22 protein-coding genes are annotated in these 26,358 nt (G+C 75.5%); 19 read left to right on the forward strand and 3 right to left on the reverse strand.

Annotated features, from left to right (window positions below; translation table 11 throughout):
- Positions 1–8: 8 nt before the first annotated feature.
- Positions 9–416, forward strand: coding sequence for a transcription antitermination factor NusB (gene nusB / locus ACI8AA_RS08160; RefSeq protein WP_457043986.1), 408 nt, complete (start codon positions 9–11; stop codon positions 414–416).
- Positions 417–470: 54 nt separating this feature from the next.
- Here the strand turns inward: nusB and ACI8AA_RS08165 are convergent, their stop codons facing one another.
- Positions 471–863 (reverse strand): hypothetical protein, encoded by a 393-nt coding sequence (locus ACI8AA_RS08165; RefSeq protein WP_457043987.1) that lies wholly within the window; start codon positions 861–863, stop codon positions 471–473.
- 241 nt (positions 864–1,104) lie between these two features.
- A complete protein-coding gene (locus tag ACI8AA_RS08170) occupies positions 1,105–1,947 on the reverse strand; it encodes a glutaminyl-peptide cyclotransferase (RefSeq protein WP_457043988.1) in 843 nt (280 codons plus the stop codon).
- A gap of 449 nt (positions 1,948–2,396) precedes the next feature.
- Here ACI8AA_RS08170 and ACI8AA_RS08175 point away from each other — a divergent pair, with 449 nt between their 5' ends.
- The 5 genes from ACI8AA_RS08175 to ACI8AA_RS08195 all read left to right on the forward strand — a co-directional run bounded on the left by ACI8AA_RS08175 (position 2,397) and on the right by ACI8AA_RS08195 (position 9,547).
- Positions 2,397–2,597 (forward strand): hypothetical protein, encoded by a 201-nt coding sequence (locus ACI8AA_RS08175; RefSeq protein ID WP_457043989.1) that lies wholly within the window; start codon positions 2,397–2,399, stop codon positions 2,595–2,597.
- 380 nt (positions 2,598–2,977) lie between these two features.
- Positions 2,978–3,178 (forward strand): hypothetical protein, encoded by a 201-nt coding sequence (locus tag ACI8AA_RS08180; protein WP_457043990.1) that lies wholly within the window; start codon positions 2,978–2,980, stop codon positions 3,176–3,178.
- Between the two features lie 426 nt (positions 3,179–3,604).
- Positions 3,605–3,805 (forward strand): hypothetical protein, encoded by a 201-nt coding sequence (locus ACI8AA_RS08185; RefSeq protein WP_457043991.1) that lies wholly within the window; start codon positions 3,605–3,607, stop codon positions 3,803–3,805.
- Positions 3,806–3,921: 116 nt separating this feature from the next.
- Positions 3,922–6,630, forward strand: a complete 2,709-nt coding sequence (locus ACI8AA_RS08190) for a hypothetical protein (protein ID WP_457043992.1) — start codon at positions 3,922–3,924, stop codon at positions 6,628–6,630.
- 238 nt (positions 6,631–6,868) lie between these two features.
- Positions 6,869–9,547 carry a LuxR C-terminal-related transcriptional regulator gene (locus tag ACI8AA_RS08195; protein ID WP_457043993.1) on the forward strand — a complete coding sequence of 893 codons (2,679 nt, stop codon included), beginning with the start codon at positions 6,869–6,871 and terminating at the stop codon, positions 9,545–9,547.
- 138 nt (positions 9,548–9,685) lie between these two features.
- Here the strand turns inward: ACI8AA_RS08195 and bldD are convergent, their stop codons facing one another.
- On the reverse strand, positions 9,686–10,222 hold the full coding sequence (bldD, locus tag ACI8AA_RS08200) for a transcriptional regulator BldD (RefSeq protein ID WP_387986855.1): 537 nt from the start codon (positions 10,220–10,222) through the stop codon (positions 9,686–9,688).
- Between the two features lie 230 nt (positions 10,223–10,452).
- Between bldD and pyrR the strand changes: the two genes are divergently transcribed.
- The 13 genes from pyrR to ACI8AA_RS08265 all read left to right on the forward strand — a co-directional run bounded on the left by pyrR (position 10,453) and on the right by ACI8AA_RS08265 (position 26,332).
- Positions 10,453–11,046 (forward strand): bifunctional pyr operon transcriptional regulator/uracil phosphoribosyltransferase PyrR, encoded by a 594-nt coding sequence (pyrR, locus tag ACI8AA_RS08205; RefSeq protein WP_457043994.1) that lies wholly within the window; start codon positions 10,453–10,455, stop codon positions 11,044–11,046.
- The gene (locus ACI8AA_RS08210) at positions 11,043–11,960 is read left to right on the forward strand and encodes an aspartate carbamoyltransferase catalytic subunit (protein WP_457043995.1); all 918 of its coding nucleotides are present in this window, start codon (positions 11,043–11,045) and stop codon (positions 11,958–11,960) included. The genes pyrR and ACI8AA_RS08210 overlap by 4 nt, the downstream gene beginning before the upstream one ends.
- Positions 11,957–13,243, forward strand: coding sequence for a dihydroorotase (locus tag ACI8AA_RS08215; protein WP_457043996.1), 1,287 nt, complete (start codon positions 11,957–11,959; stop codon positions 13,241–13,243). The genes ACI8AA_RS08210 and ACI8AA_RS08215 overlap by 4 nt, the downstream gene beginning before the upstream one ends.
- Entirely contained in the window at positions 13,240–14,406 is a 1,167-nt protein-coding gene (carA, locus tag ACI8AA_RS08220) for a glutamine-hydrolyzing carbamoyl-phosphate synthase small subunit (RefSeq protein WP_457043997.1), read from the forward strand. The genes ACI8AA_RS08215 and carA overlap by 4 nt, the downstream gene beginning before the upstream one ends.
- Positions 14,406–17,726 (forward strand): carbamoyl-phosphate synthase large subunit, encoded by a 3,321-nt coding sequence (carB, locus tag ACI8AA_RS08225; protein WP_457043998.1) that lies wholly within the window; start codon positions 14,406–14,408, stop codon positions 17,724–17,726. Before carA ends, carB begins: the two co-directional genes overlap by 1 nt.
- The gene (locus ACI8AA_RS08230) at positions 17,723–19,054 is read left to right on the forward strand and encodes a dihydroorotate oxidase (RefSeq protein ID WP_457043999.1); all 1,332 of its coding nucleotides are present in this window, start codon (positions 17,723–17,725) and stop codon (positions 19,052–19,054) included. The genes carB and ACI8AA_RS08230 overlap by 4 nt, the downstream gene beginning before the upstream one ends.
- Positions 19,051–19,929 carry an orotidine-5'-phosphate decarboxylase gene (gene pyrF, locus ACI8AA_RS08235; RefSeq protein WP_457044000.1) on the forward strand — a complete coding sequence of 293 codons (879 nt, stop codon included), beginning with the start codon at positions 19,051–19,053 and terminating at the stop codon, positions 19,927–19,929. Before ACI8AA_RS08230 ends, pyrF begins: the two co-directional genes overlap by 4 nt.
- Before the next feature lie 310 nt (positions 19,930–20,239).
- Positions 20,240–20,596 (forward strand): integration host factor, actinobacterial type, encoded by a 357-nt coding sequence (gene mihF, locus ACI8AA_RS08240; RefSeq protein WP_456936409.1) that lies wholly within the window; start codon positions 20,240–20,242, stop codon positions 20,594–20,596.
- A gap of 52 nt (positions 20,597–20,648) precedes the next feature.
- Entirely contained in the window at positions 20,649–21,254 is a 606-nt protein-coding gene (gene gmk, locus ACI8AA_RS08245) for a guanylate kinase (RefSeq protein WP_457044001.1), read from the forward strand.
- Positions 21,255–21,309: 55 nt separating this feature from the next.
- Positions 21,310–21,573 carry a DNA-directed RNA polymerase subunit omega gene (gene rpoZ / locus ACI8AA_RS08250; protein ID WP_012949163.1) on the forward strand — a complete coding sequence of 88 codons (264 nt, stop codon included), beginning with the start codon at positions 21,310–21,312 and terminating at the stop codon, positions 21,571–21,573.
- A 136-nt stretch (positions 21,574–21,709) separates the two neighbouring features.
- Complete coding sequence (gene coaBC / locus ACI8AA_RS08255) at positions 21,710–22,936, forward strand: bifunctional phosphopantothenoylcysteine decarboxylase/phosphopantothenate--cysteine ligase CoaBC (protein WP_457044002.1); 1,227 nt, start codon at positions 21,710–21,712, stop codon at positions 22,934–22,936.
- Positions 22,937–23,030: 94 nt separating this feature from the next.
- A complete protein-coding gene (gene metK / locus ACI8AA_RS08260; protein WP_457044003.1) occupies positions 23,031–24,224 on the forward strand; it encodes a methionine adenosyltransferase in 1,194 nt (397 codons plus the stop codon).
- Between the two features lie 161 nt (positions 24,225–24,385).
- Entirely contained in the window at positions 24,386–26,332 is a 1,947-nt protein-coding gene (locus ACI8AA_RS08265) for a primosomal protein N' (RefSeq protein WP_457044004.1), read from the forward strand.
- Positions 26,333–26,358: the final 26 nt, after the last annotated feature.

A 26,358-nucleotide genomic window follows, 5' to 3' on the forward strand; every position in this document is an offset into this window, starting at 1 on the left:
TCCGAGCCATGGCTGCCCGCACCAAGGCGCGCAAGCGCGCCGTCGACGTCCTCTACGAGGCGGACCTGCGGGGCACCGACCCGGTGGAGCTGCTCCGCGAGCGGATCGCCGACCCGTCCCCGCCCGTCCCCGACCACGCCGTCCGGCTGGTCGAGGGCGTGGCGGCGCACCAGGCGCGCATCGACGGGCTGATCGGGCAGCACGCCCGCGGCTGGTCGCTCGAGCGCCTCCCCGACGTCGACCGCGCGATCCTGCGGATGGCGGTGTTCGAGCTGCTCTGGGCCGACGACGTGCCCGACGCCGTCGTCATCGACGAGGCCGTGGAGCTCGCCCGCGCGCTGTCGACCGACGACTCGCCGGCCTACGTCAACGGAGTCCTCGGCGCCATCCTCGACGCCGAGGTGCCGACGGGCTGAGTCGGCCGGCCGGTCGCGCGGCGGTGGGCCGAGGTCGCCGCCGGCGGTCGGACCTCAGCCGCGGGTGACCGTGAACGCCACCCGGCCGTCCGCGACCTCCGTGCAGGTCAGGCGGAGCCCGCCCGCGGAGGTGGTCCGCCCCGCCGTGCAGGTCAGGTCCCGGTCCCCGACCCGGAGGGTCGCCCGGTCGCCGTCGGTCCTGGTGAGCCGGATCGTCGTCCCGAGCACGTGGGCCCGGGCGCCGCTCCCTCCCAGCGTCACCGAGCAGGAGTCCCCGGAGCAGGACACCAGGCTCACGGACCCGGAGCCGCCCTCCGCGGCTGCGCTGACGCCGATCGAGCTCAGCCACCCGGACAGCGGACCGGCAGGACCGGCGGAGCTGCTCCAGGTGAACGGGGCGCACACCAGGAGCAGCGCCGAGAGCAGGACGGGGAACCGACTGTCCACGGGTACCTCCGGACGGTCGTGGGGTGGTCGTCGGGACGCCGCCGGCGGGCGACGCACCCCTCGTCGCGCCATCCCAGCACGTCGCGGCGGCGCAGGGTGCGGTCCCCGGACCGGTCCCGTGGTCCCTGCCCGCACCTCGGTGGTGCCGACCGGATGCGTCGGTGGTGCCCGCCCGCTGGTGCGGGACGGCCGGGGACGACACGGTGCCCGGGACCGGGCGCGCCCGCACCGGCGGACCGGACTACTCCACGAACCGCACGCGGAACGAGACGGGCCACAGCTTGCCGGTGAGCAGGTACTCGTCGTCGCCCAGGGCGGCGATGCCGTTGAGGACCGCGTTGGCGTCCGCGCGCTGCTCCTGGTCGAGCAGGCCGGCGGCGTCGACCAGCGCGGTCACCCGCCCGCTCGCCGGGTCGATGCGGACGAGGGCGTCGGACGGCCACACGTTCGCCCAGACCTGGCCGTCGACGCACTCCAGCTCGTTGAGCTGGGTCACCGGCTCGTCGTCGAAGGTGACGGCGACCGAGCCGGTCTCGGCGAAGGTGACGGGGTCGTGGAAGCGCAGCTGGTCCGTGCCGTCGCTGCGCACGAGGCGGGTCCCGTCGAAGCACAGCCCCCAGCCCTCGCCCTCCAGCGGCACCTCCCGCCGGAGGGTGAGCGTGGTCCGGTCCCACTCGAGCACCACACCGTCCTGCCAGGTCAGCTGCCAGATGCGGTCGTCGACCACCGTGATGCCCTCGCCGAACAGCCGGCCGGGGAGCGGGGCGGACCGCCGAACCTCGCCGGTCGCGGGGTCGACCTCGCGCAGCTGGGACCGGCCCGCGAGCCCGGTGCCCTCGTAGAGGGCCCCCTCGTGCACCTCGAACCCCTGGGTGAAGGCCGACGGGTCGTGCGGCACCTCGGCCAGGACCTCCGGCCGCAGCACCGGCACCGGCTGGTCGCCGTCGGTTGCCACGGCGTCCGGGGCGCGTACCGACTGCCCGTAGACCGAGAGGTCCGCGCTGTCCCGTGCCGAGCAGGCGGGCAGCAGCGCGACGGCGAGGACGACAGCACCGAGGGCTCGGCAGCGGATGCCACGGTTCATCGAGCGCTCACGATCCGTTCGGGTCGGTCGATCGGGTCGCCGAGTCGTGGGTCGTTCGGTCACGGGGTCACCGGGTCGCCGGGGGTGCGTCGACGGAGGTCCGCCGGCGCACCCGGCCGGCGACCCGGGACGGCCCGGGGCCGCAGAGACTACGACCCGGCCGGCGGGTCCGGGAGGGACGACTCCGGTGGATCCGTGCCCGCTCCCCGTTCTACGTACCGCACGGGGTCGGCACCGTGGTGGACGGAGGCGTGACCGGGATGCGGCCCGGCCGAGATTGGTGGTCGGCACGGATGTCGCCGTCCGTGGGGCGGCCCGAGACTCCCTTTCGCCGATCCCGGACCGCGGCCGGGCCCGGCAGTCCACGAGGCGAGCGGGAGGGTCCGGCGGTGACGCCGGGGTCCTGTTCCTGGCGGCCTCCACCCAGTACCGATCCTGAGGGAGACACCATGTCCGAGGACCTGAAGCTCTTCGCCGACGAGCAGGTCGAGCTGCTGCCCGAGCGCACGACGATGCAGTTCTTCTCCCAGAACTTCAACAGCGCGACCGCGGCAGCCGTGAACGCCGGCAACGTCAACCTGTTCGGCAACCAGGCCAACGTCGCGGCTGCCCTCGCGCTCGCGGGCAGCAACGTCTTCATCGTTGGCTGAGGTCTGAGCCTCCTGCCGAGGAGATGACACGAGGCCCGGCGGTGTGCCGGGCCGGGGAGGGGCGGTCGGTTCCGGCCGCCCCTCTTCTCGTGGTGCGGCGCCGCGCGACGTCCCGCGCGTCGGCTCGTGCCGGGACCGCCCGCGTCGGTGGAGCCGCCGCGGCCGGCCGTGGTGGAGACGGCCGGGGGTGGGGGTCGGGCCGGACCGGATACGTGTCCTCCCCGGATGCCGGCGCCCGTGCCGCCACCCGAGACTCCACTCCGCCGATCCCGGACCGCGGCCGGGGCCGGCAGTCCCCGAGGCGTGCGGGGAGGTCCTGTCGCCACGGCCGGACCGGCCTCTCCGGAACGCCGCTCCGTACCGATCCCGAGGGAGTCCCCATGTCCGAGGACCTGAAGCTCTTCGCCGACGAGCAGGTCGAGCTGCTGCCCGAGCGCACGACGATGCAGTTCATCTCGCAGAACGGCAACACCGCGACGGCGGTGGCCGCCAACGTGCTGAACGTGAACGTGGGTGGCAACCAGCTCAACGCTGCCGTCGCCGCAGCTGCCGCCGGCAGCAACATCTTCGTCTTCGGCTGAGGCCTGGGCCTCCTGCCGAGGAGATGAGGGGAGGCCCGGCTGCGTGCCGGGCCGGGGAGGGGCGGCCGGTTCCCGGCCGCCCCTCTTCGCGTTCCGCTCGCCGCACGCGGCGCCGACACGTCTCCGCGGGCACCTACGTGGCCTGCAGACCGGCGCATGGTCGGCGACTGCGTCCCGACTGCGCCCCGTACGTGCGCCGCCCGGCGTGGCTGGTGGTCCCGGAGGCGGGGAGTCGGTACCCGCGCCGGAGCAGATACGTGCTGAACGCTGATGTCCTCGGTCCGGCGGCGGCCCGAGACTTCCGCGTGCCGATCCCGGACCGCGGCCGGGATCGGTGGTCCACGGGGCGAGCGGGAGGGTCCGGCGGTGACGCCGGGGTCCTGTTCCTGGCGGCCTCCACCCAGTACCGATCCTGAGGGAGACACCATGTCCGACGACCTCGAGCTCTTCGCCGACGAGACGGTCGAGCTGCTGCCCGAGCGCACCACCATGCAGGCCGGGTTCTTCCAGAACGGCAACCTCTCCATCGCCATCGCGGTGAACGCCGGCAACATCAACTTCGGTGGCACCCAGGTCAACACTGCCCTGGCCGCGGCCCTCGCCGGCGCCAACGTCCGCTTCGGCTGACGGCGCCACGGACCCAGCGGCTGCTGACGCACCCGCCGCGTCCAGGGGAGGGGCGGCCGGTCCCCGGCCGCCCCTCCCCGTGTCCGGATCGGCCGACGAGGGACGGAGAGGGAAGCGTGACGCAGACCGAGGTCCTCGACCGCCCGGCAACGGGTGGGATCCCGCTGCCACGGCTGGCCCCGGGCACCGAGCTGCTGGGCGAGTACCAGGACTCCGCCTACGAGGACCCCCGGTTCATCATCCGCCGGGTCGACGGGCAGGTCATGCAGCTGCCCCGCCTGCTCTACCGGGTGGCCGCTTCCCTCGACGGCCGGGACACCGAGCAGGTCGCGGCCGACCTGAGCGCCGAGCTCGGCCGTGAGCTGACCGCCGAGCAGGTGACCTTCCTGGTCGAGGAGCGGCTCCGGCCCGCCGGGATCATCGCTGCCGACCACGTCGACGAGCACGTCGCCGGGGCCGGGGACGCGAGCCTGCAGGCGCCGGTCCGCGCCGACCCGCTGCTGGGCCTCCGCTACCGCGCCGGGGTCATCCCGGCCGCCGTCAGCTGGCGCATCGCCGGGTTCTTCCGGCCGCTGTTCACCCGGCCGGCCTGGGTGGCGCTGGTCACCGCGTTCCTCGCCGTCGACGTCTGGATCGTGGCCCAGGGCGACGTCCTCGGCCGGATGGAGTCCGCCGTCGTCGACGTGGCCCGGCAGCCCGGGCTGGTGCTCGCCCTCCTCGGCCTCACCGTGGTCTTCACCGCCTTCCACGAGTCCGGCCACGTGACCGCCTGCCGCTACGGCGGCGCCCGTCCCGGCGAGGTCGGCGTCGGGCTCTACATCGTCTGGCCGGCGTTCTACAGCAAGGTCACCGACAGCTACCGCCTCGACCGGGTCGGGCGGCTGCGGACCGACCTGGGCGGCGTCTACTTCAACTGCATCGCCATGCTGGCGCTGGGCCTGTGCTACCTCGGGACGGGCGAGCCGTGGCTGCTCATCGCGCTGGTCACGATGCACGCGCAGACGGCCTGGCAGTTCCTCCCCAACCTTCGGATGGACGGCTACTACATCCTCGCCGACCTGGTGGGGGTCCCCGAGCTGTTCGGCTTCGTGAAGCCGGCGCTGCTGAGCCTGCTCCCGGGCCGCCCGTCCCACCCGCTCCTGCGCAAGCTCAGGCCACGGGCGCGCCGGGTGGTCGTGCTGTGGGTCGCACTGATCGTCCCCACGCTGCTCGCCTGGCTGGTCGCCGTCCTCGTCGCCCTGCCGCACCTGCTGCCCGTCGCCTGGCAGGCGTCGCTGGAGTACCTCCGGCGCCTCGACGCCGACGCCCGGAGCGGGGACGTCCTGGCCACCACGCTGGGCGTCTTCCAGCTCCTGCTCCTGGCCCTGCCGTGGCTCGGCCTGGGGCTCATCCTGTGGTCACTGGCCTCCCTGGTCGCCCGGCGTCCCGTCGCCCTGGTCGCCGGCCGTCCCGCCGTCCGCTGGGCCGGGCAGGTCGGGTCGGCCCACCGGGCAGCCGTCCGCCGGGTCGGTGCGGTGGTCGGGCTGGCAGGCCTCGGCGGCCTCCTGCTCGTGCGGGTGGCCTCCGTCGCCTGGTCGCACCCGGCCACCGCGGCGGAGCTCCGGCTGGTGGACGGCGCGTGGGCCGCCCTGCGCGGCGTGGACGGTGCCGCAGCGGGCTCCGGCGACCGGCTGCTGCGCCTGCAGGTGGCCGGCTACGCCTGGCTGACCGGTGCCTTCGAGCGGCACGACACGATCCTGGCGGGAGGCCGGGAACTCGCGGTCGTGGCTTCCGCGGTCCTGGTGGTGGCGCTCCTCGTGCTCGCCCGGACCCGGCGCGTACGCCCGGTCGCGGTGGCCCTGCCCCTGCTGGCGGTGCTCGTGATGGGGCCGGCGGTCACCGTGCTCGCCACGGTCGGCAGCGGTCTGGTCGGGGCCGCGTGGGCCGCCGTGGGCGCGCTCGTGCTGACCCGGGCACGGCGCCCCGTCGCCGGAGTGCTCGGGATCGCCGCCGTCACGGTGGGCGTGGCGACCGAGCCCCTGGTCGCCGTCCCGCTGGCCGTGGGCATCGGGACCCACCTCGGAGCCGGGTCGGGCCGGCGCGCGCGGCACGCGGGCGGACCCCGGCACGCCCGCCCGGACACGGTGGAGGGCGACACCCGACCGTGGCTGGCAGCGCTCGTCGTCCTCCCGGTCGCCGCTGTGGTGGCCACCGTGCCGAGCGGTCCGGCCGACCTCCCCCTCGGAGCCTCCGAGCGCGCCGTGCTGCTGCTCCTCGCGGCGCTCGCCGTCGGCACCGGGTTCCTCCTCCGCGGCCTCCGCCTGCCGGCGGCAGCCGCCGGTGCGGCCACCGTGTCGGCCGTGGTGCCCTGGCACGGGGCCGGCACGGCGCTCCCGGTGGTGCTGGGCACCGTGGGGCTGCTCGGCGTCCTGTTCGCTGCCGCGTGGACCGGTGGCCCGGCGACGGCCCGACCGCACCCGCTGCTCAGGGGCACCTTCCTCGTGACCGCCCTGGTCGTCGTGATCACCGGAGCGCTCTTCCTGCCGGTGTCCGCGCGGACCCCGCCGCACCAGCAGCTCGCCGACTGGATCGCCGGGCCGGCCTCCTCCGGCGGCACCGTGGCGGTGCCGGCCGGGCTGTGGGGGGACCTCCTCCGGGACGGGGTCCCGCCCGATCGGCTGGTCCGGGTCGGGTCGCCGGCGGCCGCGGAGGCGGACTGGGAGGTCACGGTCGGCGGCTCCACCGCCGGGGCACCGCCGGCTGCCGCCCTCGGCGGGGGGCCGTCTGTCCTCGTGGTCGGTCCGGGAGCGGGGACCGGGGGAGCGGCCTCCGGTCGGGCGAACTGATTGTGAGGGACGCGTAGCACAGGGGCACGACCCGGGCCGCGGGGGAGCCCGGACGTCGAATTCGGGACGAATCCGTGACTAAAGTCGCCGCGCGGGATCCGTACCAGTAGCTCGGGGGAGCGGCAGTGGCGAGGGAGCTCATGCCGGGAGCGGTGGAACGACGGACGGGACACGGGATGCCGTGGTCCGTCCCTGATCGCGCTCGTCCCGTCTGATGGAGGCGATGCGCTGGCCCCTCATGGGTCGGGAAGCCGAGCTCCGGACCATGAACGCTGCGCTCACCGCGAGGCCGGAGCGCAGCCTGGTGATCACAGGTCCCCCGGGGGTGGGGCGGTCCCGACTGGCTCGGGAGGCCCTGACCGCCGCCGCCCAGCGGGGCCACCCGACCGCGTGGGCCGTGGCCACCAGTGCCGCGGCGCTCGTGCCGCTCGGCGCGTTGGCCCACCTCCTGCCCGCGGTGGACGACGGCGCAACCGGACTGGCCCTGCTGCAACGGGCGACCGCGGCCATAGCCGGGGACGGGACCGGTCCGACCCCGGTCCTCGGCGTCGACGACGCCCATCTGCTCGACCAGATGTCGGTGACCCTCCTGCACCAGCTCGCCGCGAGCGGTGCGGTCATGCTGGTCCTGACCGTGCGCACCGGCGCGACGGAGCCGGATCCGGCCGCCCCGCTGTGGAAGGACGGGCTGGCCGACCGGATCCACCTGGAGCCGTTGCGCCGCGCCGAGCTCGTCCGGCTGGTCGGCCAGGTGCTCGGCGGGGACGTGGACGCCCGGACGGGTGAGCGACTCTGGCACCTGAGTCAAGGCAACCCGTTGTTCCTCCGGGAGCTGCTGGAGGACGGCGTCTGGAGCGGGCGGCTGACGAGGTGCGAGGGGGCGTGGCGGTGGCAGGACGCCATGCTGCCGTCCCAGCGGCTGGGTGAGATCGTGCTGGCCCAGCTGGGGCAGCTGGATGCCGCGGAGTGGCGGGTGCTGGAGGTCCTCGCCACGGTCGAACCGCTGTCGGCCCGCGAGGTCGAGGCGCTGAGCAGCCGTGAGGCCGTCGCCCGGCTCGAACGCCTCGGCGTCGTCGTCGACGACGCCGAGGGGACGCCGGGTCTCGTCCGTACGGCACACCCGCTGTACACGGAGGTCGTCCGGAGCCGTACACCGGAGGCGGTGCTCCGATCCATCCGCCGCGAGCTCCTCGCGGGCTCCGGGAACGACCGGTCCCCGGCACACGTCGCAGCCCGGTGCCTGGCGCTGCTCGACGGGGGGGAGCCGGTGCCGGACGCCGGGCAGCTCGCCGCGGCCGCACGGAGTGCGGCCGCGATGCTCGACCACCGCCTCGCCGGGCGCCTGGCGCGGGCCGCCGTCGAGGCGGGCGGGCAGGCGCCGGCGTACCTCGCGCTGGTGGAGGCCACCACCTGGCCCGGGTCCCCGGTGGAGACCGAGGACCTCACCCGCCACGCCGCAGAGGTCGCCGTCACGGACGACGACCGCGTCGAGGCCACGGTGATCCGGGTGCTCGACCTGGCCTGCGCCCTCGGTCAGGTCGCCCAGGCGCAGGCCGTGCTCGACGCGGTGGTCCCGGCAGTCCGTTCGGACCACGGCCGCTCCCTCCTCGCGGCGACCGGGGCGGTTCTCGCCTTCTGCAGCGGCGACCCGGTCGGGGCGGTGGACCAGGCAACGGCTGTGCGCTCCACCGCCCGCGAAGGGGAGCCGGCCTGGCAGATCGCGACCGCCGCGGCTGCACTGGGGCACGCCGTCACCGGAGCTCCGCGGTCGGCGCTGTCCAGGGTCGCCGAGGGGCGGGCCCGTCTGACGTGGCCGGATGGGAGGAGCGTGCCCGCCTTCGTGTACCTGGCGTTGACGCAGGCCGAGGTCATGGCGCTCCGCCTGAGCGGACGGGCGCGTGAGCTCGAGTCCCTCGCGGCCGACCTCCACCGGCGCAACCTGGCCGGTCCGGAGTGGTACGGGGACGCCGTCGCCTCCCTGCACTGTGGCTGGGCCGCGCTCGCCGCCGGGCGGGTACGACTGGCGGCCCGCTGGCTGGTGAGCGCGTACGCGGGCCTGCGGAGGGCCGACCCGCTGGGTCTCCTGCCGCTGTGCCGCTCCCAGCTCGCGATGGCGCGGGCGCTCCTCGGCGACGTCGACGCCGCACGCGGGCTCGTTGCCGAACTCGACGAAGCCGCCTCCGCGCTCCCCGTCTACGCCCCCTTCGTCCTCGTCGCACGCGCCGTGGTGGCCGGTGCCCAGGGACACTCCGCTGAGGCCGCCCGGCTCAGCCGGGAGGCCGCTCGGAGCGCCGCCGAACAGGGGCAGGTGGCGACCGAGGCGGTCGTCCTGCACACCACCTTCCGCTTCGGGCGCCCGCTCCACGTGGTCGACCGGCTCGGCGTCCTCGCCCGGCGCTGCGAGTCGGCCTACGTGCAGGACCTCGCCGACCACGTGGGGGCGATCGTGGCCGAGAACGGGGACGACCTCGACGTGCTGAGCCGCCGCTTCGAGGAGGCCGGCCTGGTGCTGACCGCTGCGGACGCCGCCGCGGAGGCAGCGGCCGCCCACGAGCGCCGCGGCGCGCGGCGTGCGGCGGCCACGGCCATGGCACGGGCCGTCACGCTGGCACGCGAGTGCGGCCTGGCAGGCAGTCAGTCCCTGCAGGCGCTGCTGCCCCCGTCCCTGACCGCACGGGAGCAGGAGGTGGCTCGGCTGGCCAGCCTCGGGCTGAGCAACGTGCAGATCGCGGACCGGCTGGTCGTGTCGGTGCGCACCGTCGAGGCGCACCTCTCTCACATCTACGGCAAGCTCGGCATCACCGGTCGGACCGAGCTGTCCGACGCGCTCGTGGACCCGCCACCGCGCACAGGCCCCTCGAACGGCGCCCGGGGGGAGTTGACGCTACGCGGTCGGCGGCTGTCCGCGCGGCTGTGACCGCGGGCCCGGGCGGGCGCGGACACGTGCCCCGGTCACCCGAGCCGGACCGACCCGGCCGGTGGCCGGGGCGCACGCACTCCGTGGCCCGGTCTCGTCGTGCTGTCGCGAGGCCTGCCGCTGGGCAGCGGTGTCTCCTCAGCGGGGGGCGCGGCGACGGTCCCAGGCCTCGTCCTCGTCGTCGACGGGGCCGCCGACGCCGTCCATGCCGGGGTTGAGCACGCCCCACTCGATGAGCCGGGTGGTGAGCTCGTCGGGGCTCATGTCGTAGATGATCGCCAGCGACTTGAGGTCCTCCGCCCGGATGGAGAGGACCTTGCCGTTGTAGTCGTGCCGCTGCGCCTGGATGGTCGAGGCGTAGCGGGCGAGGGGGCCGGCCTCGTCGGCCGGCAGCGAGCCCAGCGACTCGAGGTTCAGCACGATCTTGGTCGTCGAGGTGACGGCCGATGAGGGGCGCGGGTCGGGCAGCAGCTCGGAGACCGGCACGCCGTAGAAGACGGCGAGCTCGGAGAGCCGCTGGACGGTCACCGCGCGGTCCCCGCGTTCGTAGGACCCGACGACGACGGCCTTCCAGCGGCCGTGCGACTTGTCCTCCACGCCTTGGAGGGAGAGACCCTGCTGGTTGCGGATGGCCCGCAGCCGGGCGCCGAGTGCCCGTGAGTAGTCCGTGCTCATGCGTCTCTGCTCACTGTCCGTCGTCGTGTCGGAGGCTGGGTCGTCACGCAGCGTACTCACAAGTGGCGGATGGCAACAGCGCCTCCCTCGTGCGGGCCATCCTGGGACTCCCGCGCCCACCTGCGGGGCCACGACGCGCGACGACGGTCACACGGAGGGGTGCAGTACGGTCGAGACCGGTCCACCCACTCCTTTAACGACCCGTCCCGTGAGGCGGGGAAGGAGGCCTGATGGCCGGCACGACCGGGCCCCTGCCCGGGAACCAGTCCACAGACCCGTCCGGCGGCCCGGCGCCCACCGTGCTGCTCGCCGCTGCCGACGTCGCCCGCGTCGTCGACCGCATCGCCCACCAGGTGATCGAGAAGGCCGGCGACGCCCTGCCCGACCTCGTCCTGGTCGGCATCCCCACCCGCGGCGCCCCGCTGGCCCGCCGGCTGGCCGCCCGCATCGCCGCCTTCGCCGGCACGGCGGTCGACGTCGGCACCGTCGACATCACCCTCTACCGCGACGACCTGCGGATGCGCGGCGTCCGGGCGCTGGAGGACACCGTCCTGCCGCCCGCGGGCATCGACGGCCGGCTGGTCGTCCTCGTCGACGACGTGCTGTTCTCCGGCCGCTCGGTGCGCGCGGCCCTCGACGCGCTGCGCGACCTCGGCCGGCCCCGCGCGGTGCAGCTGGCGGTGCTGGTCGACCGCGGCCACCGCGAGCTGCCGATCCGCGCCGACTACGTGGGCAAGAACGTGCCCACCTCGCGCGCGCAGAAGGTCCGGGTCCACCTCGCCGAGACCGACGGCGCCGACGAGGTGCTGGTGACCGGCCGGTGAAGCGGCACCTGCTGGACGCGGCCGACCTCGACCGCGCCGACGCCACGCTCGTCCTCGACACCGCCGCGCAGATCGACCAGGCGCTGGCCGGCCGCGAGGTCAAGAAGCTGCCCACGCTGCGCGGCCGCACGGTGGTCAACCTCTTCTACGAGGACTCCACCCGCACCCGCATCTCCTTCGAGCTCGCGGCCAAGCGGCTGTCCGCGGACGTCATCAACTTCTCCGCCAAGGGCAGCAGCGTCTCCAAGGGCGAGAGCCTCAAGGACACCGCGCTCACCCTGGAGGCGATGGGCAGCGACGCGATCGTCGTCCGCCACTCGGCGTCCGGCGCTCCGCACCGGCTGGCCGGCTGGGTGCGCGGCAGCGTCGTCAACGCCGGCGACGGCACCCACGAGCACCCCACCCAGGCGCTGCTGGACGCCTACACGGTCCGCCGCCGGCTGGGCCGGCTCGACGGCGTGCGGGTGGCGATCGTCGGCGACGTCCTGCACAGCCGGGTGGCCCGCTCCAACGTCTGGCTGCTGACGACGCTCGGTGCGGAGGTCACCCTCGTCGCGCCGCCGACGCTGCTGCCGGTCGGCGTCGGGTCCTGGCCGGTGCAGGTCTCCTACGACCTCGACGCCGTGCTGCCCAAGGCCGACGTGGTGATGATGCTGCGGGTACAGGCCGAGCGGATGAACGCCTCGTTCTTCCCCAGCGCCCGCGAGTACAGCCGCCGCTACGGCCTGGACGCCCACCGGATGGCCGCGTTGTCCGACGACGCGATCGTCATGCACCCCGGCCCGATGAACCGCGGCATGGAGATCGCCGCCGACGTCGCCGACTCGGTCCGCTCGACGATCGTCGAGCAGGTCGGCAACGGCGTCTCCGTCCGCATGGCCGTGCTCTACCTGCTGCTCGGAGGGAACGCGTGACCACGCTGATCAAGGGGGCGCGCGTCCTCGGCGGCGAGCCCGCCGACCTGCTGCTCAAGGACGGACGGGTCGCCGCGGTCGGGGACCGGCTGTCCGCGACCGGCGCGACCGTCGTCGACGCCGACGGGCTGGTCGCGCTGCCCGGCCTGGTCGACCTGCACACCCACCTGCGCGAGCCCGGCCGCGAGGACGCCGAGACGGTCGAGACCGGCAGCCGGGCCGCGGCACTCGGCGGCTTCACCGCGGTGCACGCCATGGCCAACACCGACCCGGTCGCCGACACCGCCGGCGTCGTCGAGCAGGTGTGGCGGCTGGGCCAGGAGGCCGGGCTGGTCGACGTCGTCCCGGTCGGGGCGGTGACGGTGGGCCTCCGGGGCGAGCGGCTGGCCGAGCTCGGCGCGATGGCCGACTCCGCCGCCCGCGTGCGGGTCTTCTCCGACGACGGGCACTGCGTCGCCGACCCCGCGCTCATGCGCCGCGCACTGGAGTACGTCAAGGCCTTCGACGGCGTCGTCGCCCAGCACGCCGAGGAGCCGCGGCTGACCGCCGGCGCGCAGATGAACGAGGGCGACCGCTCCGCGCGGCTCGGGCTCATCGGCTGGCCGGCCGCCGCCGAGGAGGCGGTCATCGCCCGCGACGTGCTGCTCGCCCAGCACGTGGGCGCCCGGCTGCACGTCTGCCACGTCTCCACCGCCGGGTCGGTGGAGATCCTGCGGTGGGCCAAGTCCCGCGGCGTGCAGGTGACCGCCGAGGTCACCCCGCACCACCTGCTGCTCACCGAGGCCTGCGCCGAGTCCTACGACCCGGTGTTCAAGGTCAACCCGCCGCTGCGCACTGACGAGGACGCGCAGGCCCTCCGGCAGGGCCTGGCCGACGGCACCATCGACGCCGTCGCCACCGACCACGCGCCGCACGCGGTGGAGGACAAGGAGAGCGAGTGGGCGCAGGCCCGGCCCGGGATGCTCGGGCTGGAGCAGGCGCTGTCGGTGGTGCTGGAGACGCTGGTGGAGCCCGGCCTGCTCGACTGGGCCGGCGTCGCCGACCGCATGTCGGCCCGCCCGGCGGCCATCGGCCGCCTGACCGGACACGGGCGCCCGATCGCGCCCGGTGAGCCAGCCAACCTGCTGCTGCTCGACTCCGCCGCCCGGGCCACCGTCGACCCGGCCGCGCTGGCCAGCCGCAGCCGCAACAGCCCCTACGCCGGCCGGGAGCTCCCCGGCCGCGTGGTCGCCACGTTCCTGCGGGGCGAGGCGACCGTCCTGGACGGAAAGGCACAGAAGTGAGCGAGGCGATCCTCGTCCTCGAGGACGGCAGGACGTTCCGCGGCGAGTCCTACGGCAAGGTCGGCACGACGGTCGGCGAGGCGGTGTTCGCCACCGGGATGACCGGCTACCAGGAGACGCTGACCGACCCCAGCTACGCCGGCCAGATCGTCACGATGACCGCGCCGCACGTCGGCAACACCGGCGTCAACGGGGAGGACGACGAGAGCCGCCGCATGTGGGTGGCCGGGTTCGTCGTCCGCGACCCCGCCCGCCGCCCGGCCAACTGGCGGGCCACCGGCAGCCTCGACGACGAGCTCGCCGCGCAGGGCGTCGTCGGGATCAGCGGCGTCGACACCCGCGCCCTGACCCGCCACCTGCGCGAGCGCGGCGCCATGCGGGCCGGGATCAGCAGCGAGTCCACCGACGCCGACGCGCTGCTCGCCCGGGTGCGCGCCGCCGAGGGCATGGTCGGCGCCGACCTCGCGCCGCACGTGAGCACCCGCGAGCCCTACGTCGTCCCGGCGGTGGGGGAGCGGCGGTTCACCATCGCCGCGCTCGACCTCGGCATCAAGACCGCGACCCCGCGGCACCTCGCCGAGCTCGGCGTCGAGACGCACGTGCTGCCCTCGACCGCGACCGCGCAGGACCTGCTCGCGGCCGGCCCCGACGGCGTGTTCCTGTCCAACGGCCCCGGCGACCCGGCCGCGGCCGACTACGCCGTCGCCGCGGTGCGGGGCGTGCTCGACGCCGGCCGGCCGCTGTTCGGCATCTGCTTCGGCAACCAGATCCTCGGCCGGGCGCTGGGCCTGGGCACCTACAAGCTGCGCTTCGGCCACCGCGGCCTCAACCAGCCGGTGCTCGACCGGGTGAGCGGCACGGTCCGGGTGACCAGCCACAACCACGGGTTCGCCGTCGACGCGCCGCTGGACCGGCCCACCGACACCGCCCACGGCCGGGTCGAGGTCAGCCACGTCGGCCTCAACGACGACGTCGTCGAGGGCCTGCGCCTGCTCGACGCCCCGGCGTTCAGCGTCCAGTTCCACCCCGAGTCCGCGGCCGGCCCGCACGACGCCGCGCCGCTGTTCGGCCGGTTCGTCGACCTCATGGACGCCCACCGGAACGACGGCAGAGCGGTCAGCCCGGCGCCGCGGGTCCAGTCCAGCACGGGGGAGAACGCCTGATGCCCAAGCGCACCGACATCTCGCACGTCCTGGTCATCGGCTCCGGGCCGATCCTCATCGGCCAGGCCGCGGAGTTCGACTACTCCGGCACCCAGGCCTGCCGCGTGCTGCGCGCCGAGGGCCTGCGGGTCAGCCTGGTCAACAGCAACCCGGCGACGATCATGACCGACCCCGACGTCGCCGACGCCACCTACGTCGAGCCGCTGACGCCGGAGTTCGTCGAGCGGGTCATCGCCAAGGAGCGCCCCGACGCGCTGCTGGCCACCCTCGGCGGGCAGACCGCGCTGAACATCGCGATCGGCCTGTACGAGAACGGCACGCTGGAGCGTTACGGCGTCCGGCTGATCGGCGCCGACGTCGACGCGATCAACCGCGGCGAGGACCGGCAGATGTTCAAGGACATCGTCCGGTCCATCGGCGCCGACGCCCCGCGCTCGCGGGTCTGCGCCACCGTCGAGGAGGCACTGGAGACCGCCGCCGAGGTCGGCTACCCCGTCGTCATCCGGCCCAGCTTCACCATGGGCGGCCTGGGCTCGGGCTTCGCCACCGACGAGGCGATGCTGCGCCGGATGGCCTCCCACGGCCTGGCCGACTCCCCGGTGCACACCGTGCTCGTCGAGGAGTCGGTGCTCGGCTGGAAGGAGTACGAGCTCGAGCTCATGCGCGACCGCAGCGACAACGTGGTCGTCATCTGCTCGATCGAGAACGTCGACGCGATGGGCGTGCACACCGGCGACTCGGTCACCGTCGCGCCGGCGATGACCCTCACCGACCGCGAGTACCAGCGGATGCGCGACGTCGGCATCGCGGTGCTGCGCGAGGTCGGCGTCGACACCGGCGGCTGCAACATCCAGTTCGCGGTCAACCCGGCCGACGGGCGCCTGGTCGTCATCGAGATGAACCCGCGGGTGTCGCGGTCGTCGGCGCTGGCGTCGAAGGCCACCGGCTTCCCGATCGCCAAGATCGCGGCGAAGCTGGCCATCGGCTACACCCTCGACGAGATCACCAACGACATCACCGGCGTCACCCCGGCGAGCTTCGAGCCGGCGCTGGACTACGTCGTCGTGAAGATCCCGCGGTTCGCGTTCGAGAAGTTCCCCGGCGCCGACCCGCGGCTGACCACGACGATGAAGAGCGTCGGCGAGGTCATGGCGATGGGCCGCAACTTCCCCGAGGCGCTGGGCAAGGCGATGCGGTCCACGGAGACCAAGGTCGCCGGGTTCTGGACCGGGGCCGGCGGGGCCGGTGGAGACGTCGCCGGGTCCAGCGCCGAGGAGCTGCTGGAGGCGCTGCGCACGCCGGTCGACGGGCGGCTCTACGTCGCCGAGGCCGCGTTGCGCGCCGGCGCCACCGTCGAGCAGGTCGCCGCGGCCAGCGGGTTCGACCCGTGGTTCGTCGACCAGATCGCGCTGGTCGGCGAGGTCGGCACCGAGGTCCGCGAGGCGCCGGCGCTCACCGCCGCGGTGCTGCGCCGGGCCAAGCGGCACGGGCTCTCCGACCGGCAGATCGCCGCGCTGCGCCCGGAGCTGTCGGGGGAGGACGGCGTCCGGCTGCTGCGCCACCGGCTCGGCGTCCGGCCGGTGTTCAAGACCGTGGACACCTGCGCCGCCGAGTTCGCCGCCCGCACGCCGTACCACTACTCGTCCTACGACGAGGAGACCGAGATCGAGCCGCGCGACAAGCCGGCCGTGCTGATCCTCGGCTCCGGGCCCAACCGGATCGGCCAGGGCATCGAGTTCGACTACTCCTGCGTGCACGCGGTCATGGCGCTGCAGGACGCCGGCTACGAGGCCGTGATGGTCAACTGCAACCCCGAGACGGTCTCCACCGACTACGACACCGCCGACCGGCTGTACTTCGAGCCGCTGACCTTCGAGGACGTCCTCGAGGTGGTCGAGGCCGAGCGGGCCGCCGGTCCCGTGGCCGGGGTCATCTGCACCCTCGGCGGGCAGACGCCGCTCGGTCTCGCCCAGCGGCTCAAGGACGCCGGGGTGCCGGTGCTGGGCACCTCCCCGGAGGCCATCGACGACGCCGAGGACCGCGGCGCGTTCTCCCGGGTGCTCGCCGACGCCGGCCTGCTCGCGCCCAAGCACGGCACCGCGACGACGTTCGCCGAGGCCCGCGCGATCGCCGCCGAGATCGGCTACCCGGTGCTGGTCCGCCCGTCCTACGTGCTCGGCGGGCGCGGCATGGAGATCGTCTACGACGACGCCACGCTCGAGGCCTACATCGCCAAGGCCACCGACGTCAGCCCCGAGCACCCGGTGCTGGTGGACCGGTTCCTGGAGGACGCCGTCGAGATCGACGTCGACGCGCTCTACGACGGCACCGAGCTCTACCTCGGCGGCGTCATGGAGCACATCGAGGAGGCCGGCATCCACTCCGGCGACTCCGCGTGCGCGCTGCCGCCGATCACCCTGGGCTCCTCGGACCTGGCGCAGATCCGCACCGCCACCGAGGCGCTGGCCGCCCGCATCGGCGTCCGCGGGCTGCTCAACGTGCAGTACGCGCTCAAGGACGACGTCCTGTACGTGCTGGAGGCCAACCCGCGGGCCAGCCGCACGGTGCCGTTCGTGTCGAAGGCGACCGCGGTGCAGCTGGCCAAGGCCGCGGCGCGGATCGCGGTGGGGGAGACGATCGCCGAGCTGCGCACCGCCGGCGTGCTGCCGGCCACCGGCGACGGCACCGACCTGCCCGAGGACGCGCCGATCGCGGTCAAGGAGGCGGTGCTGCCCTTCCACCGGTTCCGCACCGTCGAGGGCCACGGCGTCGACACGGTCCTGTCGCCGGAGATGAAGTCCACCGGCGAGGTCATGGGCCTCGACGACGGCTTCGGGACGGCGTTCGCCAAGTCCCAGGCCGCCGCCTACGGCTCGCTGCCCACCGAGGGCACGGTGTTCGTCTCGCTGGCCAACCGGGACAAGCGGGCCGCGGTGTTCCCGGTCAAGCGGCTGGCCGACCTCGGCTTCCGGGTGCTGGCCACCGCCGGCACCGCGCAGGTGCTGCGCCGCAACGGCGTCGAGTGCGAGGTGGTCGGCAAGTACAGCGAGGGCCCGGGCAACTGCGTCGAGCGGATCCTGGCCGGCGACGTCGACGTCGTGGTCAACACGCCGTTCGGGTCGCCGGGCAACAGCGGGCCGCGGCTGGACGGCTACGAGATCCGCACCGCGGCGGTGGCCGCCGGCATCCCGTGCGTCACCACGGTGCAGGGGCTGGCGGCGGCGGTGCAGGGCGTGGAGGCGCTGCGCCGCGGCGGGCTCGGGGTGCGCAGCCTGCAGGAGGTCCACGCCGGTATCGCCGCCGCGCCGCCGCGCTCGTGAGCGTCGTCGGGCGGGTGCGCGACGACCTGGTCGCGCGCGGGCTGCTCGACGGGCTGGCGGCGTCGTTCCTCGCCGGGGTCACCCGGTTCGCGACGCCGCCGGCGTCCGAGCTCGACGCCCTGCGCGGCGGCGCCGAGGGGCTGGCCGCCCGGCTGGCGACAGGGGAGGCCGGCGACGGCGACCTGCCGCTGCTCACCCGGGTGGCGTTCTTCGCCGGGCACGGCGGGCTGCTCGCCGCGCACGGGGTGCGGACGCCGTCCTACGACCTGCTCGGCTCCTACCGGGACAACCTGACGACCCCGGTCGGCCCGCGGCTGCCCGAGCGGCCGCGGGCCGGCGACCGGCGGTGGCGGGTGCTCGGCCGCGACGTCGCCTTCCCGCTGGGTGTGCCGGCCTGCGTGCTGAACGGCGGCGAGGAGTGGGTGCGTTTCCACGCCCGCAACGGGTTCAGCGTGCTCACCTACAAGACGGTGCGCAGCCGGGCGCACGAGCCCAACGTGCAGCCGAACTGGACGTTCGCGCCGCGCCCGCCCGGCGACGCCGTCGTCTCCGACCCCTGGGACTGGGTCGAGCCCGGCTCCCCGGACGTCAGCACGGTCAACTCGTTCGGCGTCCCCTCGCCGGCGCCGGAGGAGTGGATGGCCGACCTCGAGCGGTCGCTGGCCACCGTCGACGCCGACCAGCTGCTGCTGGTCAGCGTCATGGGGTCCGGCGACGGCCCCGCCCTGGTCGACGACTTCGCCCGCGTCGCGGCGATGGCGCAGGAGGCCGGCGCGACCGTCGTCGAGCTGAACCTGTCCTGCCCGAACACGCTGTCGGCCTCCCCGGACGGCGTGGAGCCACCGCTGTGCCTGGACGCGGACGCCACGGTCGCCGTCGTCGAGGGCGTGCGCCGCGCGCTGGCCGACCGCACCGGGCTGGTCGCCAAGCTGTCCTGGCTCGACGAGGACCGGCTGGCCGCGCTGGTGCCCCGGCTGGCGCCGCTGGTCGACGGCGTCGCCGGCATCAACACGGTCGCGAGCCGGGTGGTGCGCGGCGACGGCGAGCCGACCTTCCCCGCCCGCGCGGTGGCCGGGCTGTCGGGGGCGGCGGTCCGCGGGCAGGCCCTGGAGTTCACCCGCCGGCTGGTGGCGCTGCGCGAGGCGTCCGGCCGGCGCTTCGACGTGCTGGCGATGGGCGGGGTGACCGACCCGGCGTCGTTCGCGGCGCTGTGGGACGCCGGCGCCGACGCCGTGCAGTCCGCCTCGGGCGCCTTCGCCGACCCCTTCCTCGCCCGCGACTGCATCGCCGCGCACGGCGACACCCTGCCGCGAGCGGTGCCACGGTGAGCGCGCCGTTCGGGCAGCGGCTCGCCGACGCCGTCGCCGCCCGCGGGCCGCTGTGCGTGGGCATCGACCCGCACGCGCCGCTGCTGGCGCGCTGGGGCCTGGCCGACGACGTCGACGGGCTGCGCCGGTTCACCGACACGGTGGTCGACGCGCTGGCCGGCGAGGTCGCCGTGCTCAAGCCGCAGTCGGCGTTCTTCGAGCGGCACGGCTCGCGCGGCCTGGCCGTGCTGGAGGACGCCGTCGCCCGGGCGCGGGAGGCCGGGGCGCTGGTGCTGCTGGACGCCAAGCGCGGCGACATCGGCTCGACCATGGACGCCTACGCCGACGTGCTGCGCCCGGAGCACCCGTGCGCCGTCGACGCGCTCACCGTCAGCCCCTATCTCGGGCCCGGCTCGCTGCAGCCGGCCGTGGACACCGCCCGGCTCACCGGCGGCGGGCTGTTCGTGCTGGCCCGCACGTCCAACCCCGACGCCGGCACGCTGCAGCACGCGGCGGTGGGGGAGCGGTCGGTGGCGCAGGTCGTCGTCGACACCGTGCGCGGCTGGAACACCCCCGGCTGGACGGTCGGCGACCCGCTGCCCGACCTCGGCGCGGTGCAGGACCTCCGCAGCCGCTGGGGCGCCACGACCGGGTCCTTCGGCGTGGTCGTCGGGGCCACGCTGCGCGAGCCCGACGTCGAGCTCGACGGGCTCGGCGGGCCGGTGCTCGCGCCGGGGCTGGGCGCCCAGGGCGGCTCGGCCGCGGACCTGCGGCGGCTGTTCGGCACCGGCCGCGCCGTCGTCCCGACCGTCTCCCGCGACGTGCTCGCCGCGGGCCCGGACCCGGCCGCGCTGCGCGCCGCCGCGGCCCGGTGGGCGGAGGAGCTCACCAGCTGAGACGGCCGCCGGACGGGCGTGCCGAGCGCGTCGTCCGGCGTGTCACGTCCCGATGCGACGGGGCGTCCGAGCCGATACGAATGCGTTTCGTATACTTTGTGACCTGCGGTGTTCACGGACGGTCACGCCGACCCTCCACGGGGCGTCACGAGCGGACGACGGCAGATCGAAGAGCTCGTGCAAACAGCGCGTGACCTGCGGATTCGTGGTTACTAGGTTGATCGTCGGTGCCCAGACCGCGGGCCCGCACCCGACACCGCACGTACCCGCCGGGTCGCAGATCCCCGGCAACGACACGATGGGACGCACCATGCCCCTCCCCGACCTGTCCCCCGAACAGCGCGCCGCCGCACTGGAGAAGGCCGCCGCCGCCCGCAAGGCGCGCGCCGAGCTCCGCGAGCGGCTGAAGAGCAAGGGCGCCACGGTCGGCGACGTCCTCAAGCAGGGCGAGACCGACGAGGTCATCGGCAAGATGCGCGTCTCCGCCGTCCTGGAGTCCCTGCCCGGCGTGGGCAAGGCGCGGGCTGCGAAGATCATGGAGCGGCTCGAGATCTCCCCGACCCGCCGGGTGCGCGGCCTGGGCGCCAACCAGCGCAAGGCGCTGGAGGCGGAGTTCGGCGGCGATCCGGTGGCCGCCGACCAGGTGCCCGCCGACTCGACGGTCTGAGGTCAGCCCGCCGCACCACCCGCCCGACACCAGCACCACGAGGGACCACCCGTTGCCGACTGCCCAGCCGATCCCTGCCCCGGCGCGCCTCACGGTGCTCTCCGGACCCTCGGGGGTCGGCAAGGGCACCGTCGTCGCCGAGGTCCGCCGCCGGTACCCCGACGTGTGGGTCTCGGTGTCGGTGACCACCCGCCGGCAGCGCCCGGGCGAGGTCGACGGGGTGCACTACCACTTCCTCAGCGACGCCGAGTTCGACCGGCTGGTCGCCGAGGACGGCCTGCTCGAGTGGGCCGAGTACGCGGGCAACCGCTACGGCACGCCGGCCGCCCCGGTCCGCGAGCGCCTCGCGGCCGGGGCCCCGGCGCTGCTCGAGATCGAGCTGCAGGGCGCCCGCCAGGTGCGGGCGCGCGCCCCGGAGGCGCAGCTGGTCTTCCTCGCCCCGCCGTCGTGGGCGGAGCTGAAGAGCCGGCTGGCCGGCCGGGGCTCGGAGCCGCCGGCCGTGCAGGAGCGCCGGCTGGCGATCGCGCAGGCCGAGCTGGACGCCTCGGGGGAGTTCGACGTCGTGGTGGTCAACGACGACGTCGCGAAGGCCGCGGACGAGTTGGTAGGATTGCTGGTCGCGCCGTCGTCCGGGAAGGCCGTCGGCGCCTCCGAGTGACCGGCCACCCGAGGCCCCTCACTCCCACCGAGCCAACCGAGGAGCACGCCCGCCCGTGTCCGGAGTCGCACCCGCCCCCGAGGGCATCACCAACCCGCCGATCGACGAGCTGCTCGAGCGCACCAGCAGCAAGTACGGCCTGGTGATCTTCGCCGCCAAGCGCGCGCGCCAGATCAACGCCTACTACAGCCAGCTCTCCGAGGGCCTGCTCGAGTACGTCGGCCCGCTGGTCGACACCGCGCCCCAGGAGAAGCCCCTGTCGATCGCGCTGCGCGAGATCAACGAGGGCCTGCTGACCCACACCGCCGGCGAGAACTAGACGAAGGACCCCCTCGCCCCCACGCCTCGCACGCTCGGCGCGGGGCCCTGCGACGGGGCCGTTCCAGCCCCTTGCGAGTGACGACGCCCCCGGCCCGGGCCGGGGGCGTCGTCGCGTCTGCGGGAGGATGGGCCGCATGAGCCGGATCGTGCTGGGCGTCGCCGGGGGCGTGGCCGCCTACAAGGCCGCCCTGCTGCTGCGCGCGCTGACCGAGGCCGGGCACGACGTCCGCGTCGTCCCCACGCCCGGTGCGCTGCACTTCGTCGGTGCGGCGACCTTCGAGGCGCTGTCCGGCCACCCGGTCACCACCGACGTCTGGTCGGAGGTGCCCGAGGTCGCCCACGTGCGGATCGGGCAGACCGCCGACCTCGTCGTCGTCGCGCCGGCCACCGCCGACCTGCTCGCCCGCGCCGCGACGGGCCGCGCCGACGACCTGCTCACCGCCACGCTGCTCACCGCGCACTGCCCGGTGGTGTTCGTGCCGGCCATGCACACCGAGATGTGGCTGCACCCGGCCACCCAGGACAACGTCGCCACGCTGCGCCGCCGCGGCTCGGTCGTGCTGCCGCCCGCCGTCGGCCGGCTGACCGGTCCCGACTCCGGCCCCGGCCGGCTGCCCGAGCCCGCCGACGTGGCCGCGCTGGCGCAGGTGGTCCTCGCGGCGGGCGCCGACGTCGTGCGCGCCGACCTCACCGGCCGCCGCGTCCTGATCAGCGCCGGCGGCACCCGCGAGCCGCTGGACCCGGTGCGCTACCTGGGCAACCGCTCGTCCGGCAAGCAGGGCTGGGCGCTGGCCCGCGTCGCCGCCGCCCGCGGCGCCCACGTCACCCTCGTCGCGGCCAACGTCGACCTGCCCGCGCCGTTCGGCGTCCGCGTCGTCCCCGTCGGGACGGCGGAGGAGCTGCGCGCCGCGATGCTCGCCGAGGCCGGGTCGGGCGGGGAGGCGGCAGCCGACGTCGTCGTCATGGCCGCGGCCGTCGCGGACTTCCGGCCGGCCACAGTCGCGGGGACCAAGCTCAAGAAGGACAGCGCGAGCGAGCCCGACGCCGTCCCGCTGGTGCGCAACCCCGACGTGCTCGCCGAGCTGGTCACCAAGCGCGCCCCCGGGCAGCTCGTGGTCGGCTTCGCCGCCGAGACCGGGGACGCCGACGCCGACGTGCTGGCCCACGCCCGTGCCAAGCTCGCCCGCAAGGGCTGCGACCTGCTGGTCGTCAACGACGTCTCCGGCGGCGGGGTGTTCGGCCGCCCGGACAACGCCGCCGTCGTCCTCGCCGCCGACGGCACCGCCACCGAGGTGCCGCACGGCAGCAAGGACGCCGTCGCCGCGGCCGTCTGGCAGGTCGTCCTGCCCCGTCTCGCCTGACCGGCGGCTGCCACGGGCGGGACGCGCCGGTAAGTTGCTCCCACGGCGCGGGCAGGCCGCGCCGTGATCTCGTCACCGACCCAGGGAGAACCGAGTGCCACGCCGCCTCTTCACGTCCGAGTCGGTGACCGAGGGCCACCCGGACAAGATCGCCGACCAGATCAGCGACGCGATCCTCGACGAGATGCTGGCGCAGGACCCGCGCAGCCGCGTCGCCGTCGAGACGCTCATCACCACCGGCCAGGTCCACATCGCCGGCGAGGTCACCACCGCCGGCTACGTCGACATCGCCGACGTCGTCCGCCGCACCGTGCTGCGGATCGGCTACGACTCCTCCCGCAAGGGCTTCGACGGCGCCTCGTGCGGCGTCAGCGTGTCCCTGGGCTCCCAGTCGCCGGACATCGCGCAGGGGGTGGACACCGCCTACGAGGCGCGCACCACCGGCACCACCGACGACGAGATCGAGCGCCAGGGCGCCGGCGACCAGGGCCTGATGTTCGGCTACGCCACCGACGAGACCCCCGAGCTCATGCCGCTGCCGATCGCGCTGGCGCACCGGCTCTCGCGCCGGCTGGCCGCGGTCCGCAAGGACGGCTCGGTGCCCTACCTGCGCCCCGACGGCAAGACCCAGGTCACCGTCGTCTACGAGGACGACCGGCCGGTCGGCGTCGACACCGTCGTCGTCTCCTCGCAGCACGCCGAGGACATCTCCATCGAGCAGCTGCTCACCCCCGACGTGCAGGAGCTCGTCGTCGAGCCGGAGCTGCGGGCCCTCGGCCTGCCCACCGACGGATACCGGCTGCTGGTCAACCCGACCGGCAAGTTCGTCATCGGCGGCCCGATGGGCGACGCCGGGCTGACCGGCCGCAAGATCATCGTCGACACCTACGGCGGCATGGCCCGCCACGGCGGCGGCGCGTTCTCCGGCAAGGACCCGTCCAAGGTCGACCGGTCCGGCGCCTACGCGATGCGCTGGGTGGCCAAGAACGTCGTCGCCGCGGGCCTGGCCCGCCGCTGCGAGGTGCAGGTGGCCTACGCCATCGGCGCCGCGCACCCGGTCGGCCTGTTCGTCGACACCCACGGCACCGGCACCGTCCCGGACGACGTCCTGGAGAAGGCGGTCACCACGGTGTTCGACCTGCGCCCGGGCGCGATCGTGCGCGACCTGGACCTGCTGCGGCCGATCTACGGCCCGACCGCCGCGTACGGCCACTTCGGCCGCACCGACGTCGAGCTGCCGTGGGAGCGCACCGACCGCGTGGAGGCCCTCCGCTCCGCGGTGGGCTGACGGAGGACGTCACCGGGGTCGCGGCGGGGCCAGGATCGTCGGACCCGGCGGGGACACTGCTGCGACACGACCCCGCCGAACGGAGAACAGCGCTGTCGACGGACCCCGCGCCCCTTCCCCCTCGCGAGCTCGGGGCGAGCCTCCGCGCGGGGCCGAAACGCGTGGCCCGGGTCGTCGTCGACGTGCCGCTGGCCCATCTCGACCGGGCCTTCGACTACGCGGTCCCGGACGAGATGGCCGGCGAGGTCCGGGCCGGCTGCCGGGTGCGGGTGCGCTTCGCCGGGCAGCTGGTCGACGGGTTCGTGCTCGAGCTCACCGACGTCAGCGAGTCCGGCCGCAAGCTGGCCCCGCTGGCCAAGCTGGTCTCCTCCGAGCCGGTGCTCACCCCCGAGGTGGCCGCGCTGGCCCGCTCGGTCGCGCAGCGCTGGGGCGGCACGCTGACCGACGTCCTGCGGCTGGCCGTCCCGCCGCGCCGGGCGGCCGCGGAGAAGCGCCCGCCGGCAGGGCCCCCGGACCCGCCGGCGGCGCCGGACCCAGCCGGCTTCGCCCGCTACCCGACCGGGCCGGCGCTGCTGGCCGCCGTCGCCGAGGGTCGGCCCGCCCGCGCGGTGTGGACGGCGCTGCCGGGGGAGGACTGGCCCGCCCGGCTGGCCGAGCTGTGCCAGGCGGCGCTGTCCGGCGGCCGCGGCGCGCTGGTGGTCGTCCCCGACGGCCGGGACCTGGACCGGCTGGAGGCCGCGGCCGCCGCCCGGCTGCCGGCGGGGTCGTTCGTCGTGCTCCGCGCCGACGCCGCCCCCGACGCCCGCTACCGCCGCTTCCTCGACGCCGCCCGCGGCAGCGCGAAGGTCGTCCTCGGCACCCGCGCGGCGGCCTTCGCGCCCGTCGCCGACCTGGGCCTGGTCGCCATCTGGGACGACGGCGACGACCTGCACGCCGAGCCGCGCGCCCCCTACGCGCACGCCCGCGACGTGCTGGTGCACCGCGCGCACCTGTCCTCGTGCGCCGCAGTCGTCGCGGCCACCGCGCGCACCGCCGAGGCCGCGCTGCTGGTGGAGAGCGGCTGGGCGCACGAGCTCGCCGCCGACCGCGCCACGCTGCGCGCGGTCGCCCCGCGGGTGCAGGCTCTCGGAGAGGACCACGAGCTGGCCCGCGACCCCGCCGCGCGCACCGCCCGGCTGCCCAGCCTCGCCCACCGGGTGGCCCGCGCGGCGCTGGCCGAGGGCACCCCGGTGCTGGTGCAGGTGCCGCGCGCCGGCTACGCGCCCGGGCTGTCCTGCGACCGCTGCCGGGCGCCGGCCCGCTGCGCGGTCTGCTCCGGGCCGCTGGGCATCGCGCCCACGCCCGGACCGGGCGGCTCACGGGTGCCCGCCTGCCGCTGGTGCGCCCGCCCCGCGGCCACCTTCGACTGCCCGCACTGCCACGGGACGAAGCTGCGCGCCTCCGTCGTCGGCGCCAACCGCACCGCCGAGGAGCTGGGCCGGGCGTTCCCCGGGGCGCCGGTGCGGGTGTCCGGGCGCGGGTCCGGCGTGCTGCCGTCGGTGCCGGCCGGGCCGCAGCTGGTCGTGGCCACCCCGGGCGCCGAGCCGGTCGCCGAGGGCGGCTACGGCGCCGCGCTGCTGCTCGACTCGTGGGCGCTGCTCGGGCGCGCGGACCTGCGGGCGGGGGAGGAGACCCTGCGCCGCTGGATGAACGCCGCCACGCTGGTGCGGGCGCACGGCTCGGTCGTCGTCGCCGCCGACGCCGCGCACCCCGTCGTCCAGGCGCTGGTCCGCTGGGACCCGGGCTGGCTGGCCGCGCGCGAGCTCGCCGACCGCCGCGAGCTCGGCTTCCCGCCGGCCACCCGGATGGCCGCGCTGTCCGGCTCGCCGGCCGCGCTGGCGGAGTTCCTCGCCGCCGCGCGGCTGCCCGGCGACGCCGACCTGCTCGGCCCGGTGCCCGAGCCGCCGCGGCCCGGGCAGGACGGCGAGCGCGAGCGGTACCTCGTGCGGGTGCCGCGCACCGAGGGCCTGGCGCTGGCGACCGCCCTGGCCGAGGTGCAGGGCGTGCGCAGCGCCCGCAAGGTGCCCGAGCACGTGCGCGTCCAGCTCGACCCGCTCGACCTGGTCTGAGCGGCCCCCGGGCGGCAGAAATGGCC

It is taken from the genome of Geodermatophilus sp. SYSU D01180 (assembly GCF_054050415.1).

Excerpts from the sequence above, each read along its gene's own strand:
- nusB (WP_457043986.1), top strand. The coding sequence starts at position 9 with ATGGCTGCCCGCACCAAGGCGCGCAAGCGCGCCGTCGACGTCCTCTAC.
- ACI8AA_RS08170 (WP_457043988.1), bottom strand. The coding sequence starts at position 1,947 with ATGAACCGTGGCATCCGCTGCCGAGCCCTCGGTGCTGTCGTCCTCGCC.
- ACI8AA_RS08175 (WP_457043989.1), top strand. The coding sequence starts at position 2,397 with ATGTCCGAGGACCTGAAGCTCTTCGCCGACGAGCAGGTCGAGCTGCTG.
- ACI8AA_RS08180 (WP_457043990.1), top strand. The coding sequence starts at position 2,978 with ATGTCCGAGGACCTGAAGCTCTTCGCCGACGAGCAGGTCGAGCTGCTG.
- ACI8AA_RS08185 (WP_457043991.1), top strand. The coding sequence starts at position 3,605 with ATGTCCGACGACCTCGAGCTCTTCGCCGACGAGACGGTCGAGCTGCTG.
- ACI8AA_RS08195 (WP_457043993.1), top strand. The coding sequence starts at position 6,869 with ATGGGTCGGGAAGCCGAGCTCCGGACCATGAACGCTGCGCTCACCGCG.
- bldD (WP_387986855.1), bottom strand. The coding sequence starts at position 10,222 with ATGAGCACGGACTACTCACGGGCACTCGGCGCCCGGCTGCGGGCCATC.
- pyrR (WP_457043994.1), top strand. The coding sequence starts at position 10,453 with ATGGCCGGCACGACCGGGCCCCTGCCCGGGAACCAGTCCACAGACCCG.
- carB (WP_457043998.1), top strand. The coding sequence starts at position 14,406 with ATGCCCAAGCGCACCGACATCTCGCACGTCCTGGTCATCGGCTCCGGG.
- mihF (WP_456936409.1), top strand. The coding sequence starts at position 20,240 with ATGCCCCTCCCCGACCTGTCCCCCGAACAGCGCGCCGCCGCACTGGAG.
- coaBC (WP_457044002.1), top strand. The coding sequence starts at position 21,710 with ATGAGCCGGATCGTGCTGGGCGTCGCCGGGGGCGTGGCCGCCTACAAG.